The organism is Bacillus sp. V33-4, assembly GCF_002860225.1.
In the GTDB taxonomy this organism is placed as follows: domain Bacteria; phylum Bacillota; class Bacilli; order Bacillales; family Cytobacillaceae; genus Bacillus_BJ; species Bacillus_BJ canaveralius.
In genome coordinates this window covers 1-2,118 of sequence record NZ_PGVC01000089.1, presented here as the reverse complement: position 1 = coordinate 2,118, position 2,118 = coordinate 1, and the positions used below count along the sequence as shown (strand labels likewise).

Annotated in this window: 1 protein-coding gene; it reads left to right on the top strand. The window is 34.8% G+C overall.

Going from position 1 to position 2,118, the window contains the following annotated elements; genetic code table 11:
• Positions 1–157 precede the first annotated feature (157 nt).
• Positions 158–1,462: a hypothetical protein gene (locus CVD23_RS21395; protein ID WP_101667118.1), complete on the top strand. Its 1,305-nt coding sequence runs from the start codon at positions 158–160 to the stop codon at positions 1,460–1,462.
• The last annotated feature ends 656 nt before the right edge of the window (positions 1,463–2,118 follow it).

Below are 2,118 nucleotides of genomic sequence, written 5' to 3'. Positions count from 1 at the left end.
TGAATCCGCTTACACGTTTTAGGTGGAAATAAATTCCGCCAACAAATGCTTGACTCAAACCTTCAGTTTCAGGATATACAACTCTATTACTTTTTAAGATATAATTAAAAGTATATATGGATTTATTAGGAAATTAAAGATAGGGTCGTGAAAATTCATGAAAACAAGATTCGAGAGTTGGTTTGAAAATTATAATTTTCCTGGAGATGCTGACACTCTCTTTAAAGAAGCAGTTTTATGTTATAAGATTTCTGCTTACAGAGCTTCTTTCATTATGTCATATTTAGGTATCCAAACTGTCCTTCGTGAAAGGTTGCTTAATTCTCACCACAAGCCTAACAATATGCCACAAAACATGTGGGAGAAAAAGTTAGAGGAACTTAAAGATGACAATGCATGGGATAACACGGTTTTCGATTTAGTTAATAGAACAAAACCAGACAACCCTTTCGTAATAACAGATGATATTAGAGTACAGTATTCATATTGGAGAACCATAAGAAACGATTGTGCTCATGCGAAAAGTAACATTGTAAGCTATCCACATGTAGAGGCATTGTGGTTGTTTATTGAATCAAATTTGAATAAATTTGTTGTAAATGGTGGAACGGCTGGTTTGCTTGAAAAAATTAAGAAACACTTTGATACTAGGTATACTCCTCCAAATACAGATGTTTTACCTATTGTCAAAGAAATTCCTCATGCTATGACTAAAACGGAAATACCTTTATTTTTAAAAGAAGTTGATGATTTCTTTGAAGAAACAATAATGAAATTTAATCATTTTGATGAAGAAAGTGAAGGCTTTGATTTTTGGAGCCATGTAGCAAACTCAGAAGATGCAATATTAAGAGAGGCATTTATAGATTTTATCAAAAGTGATTGGGATGTATTTAGAAAATTTATAGTTGTATTTTCAGGGAAACTGTATGAAATTTCAAGTGATGGTGAATTCATTAGAGAGTTTTGGTCATCAGAAATTTGGGAGCTTTTTAAATGGGGTAATATAGATGGGTGGAAAATATTAAAGGTTTTACTGGACAACAAAATTATTCCTGCAGAAGAATTAGATGAATTTATTAAGGAATTATATAAGAAGGTAAAGAGAAACCCTCCAGAATTCATGATAGATTTTCTGAAAACAACCGACTATTTTAAAATGCTAAAAGCTAGTTTGTTTGAATGTAGGAGGATGTCAAAACCATTCGGCATAGAATTTGCAAATAATCACTGGGTTCGAATTAGATTTTACCTTAAACATATGGAGTTAGATAGTGTAGTTGTTTCCGAATTAAATTCTGCATATTTAGCATCCTCTTACGGTGAATTTAATAGAGAAATGACAAAGTTATTTGAAACAGATACTGCTTTTAGTCAAAAATATAAAAAAATCATACAAGATGAAAAGTTTAAACTTCCAAGTATCCTAGAGGAACGGGAAGATACTCCTGATGAAGAGTAAAAATCCTAGCTTTGACGAGTAACAGGACAGTTTCTTTTTTCACTAGTTAAGGTAATTAAGATATACTTTCCATCAATATTTTAAATAAAACCTCATTTAGATACATCACGGAGAACCGTATCATAAATAGAGGCTGTTTTGACATTAGTTATCCTACACAGTATCATATCTTCAAGGTTTTATAGCTAGAGCTCGAATACGGATATCATTCGGACAGGATAAGTGAAAAAGAGTAATCAAGTTTGAATGCAAGTCTGATTCGGACAAGGCAATTCCAAAAAAGTGAAAGCGAGTCTGAAGGCGGGTGTAGTTCGGACAAGGGAAGGATAAAAAAGGTTAAGCCAGTCTGAACGCAAGTCTGATTCGGACAAGGTAAGTCCAAAAAAGCGAAAGCGAGTCTGAAGGCGGGTGTAGTTCGGACAAGGGAAGGATAAAAAAGGTTAAGCCAGTCTGAACGCAAGTCTGATTCGGACAAGGCAAGTCCAAAAAAGCGAAAGCGAGTCTGAAGGCGGGTGTAGTTCGGACAAGGGAAGGATAAAAAAGGTTAAGCCAGTCTGAAAGCCGGATCTATTCGGACAGGGCAAGGCTAAAACAAGCGAAAGCGAGTCTGAAGGCGGGTGTAGTTCGGACAAGGGAAGGATAAAAAAGGTTAAGCC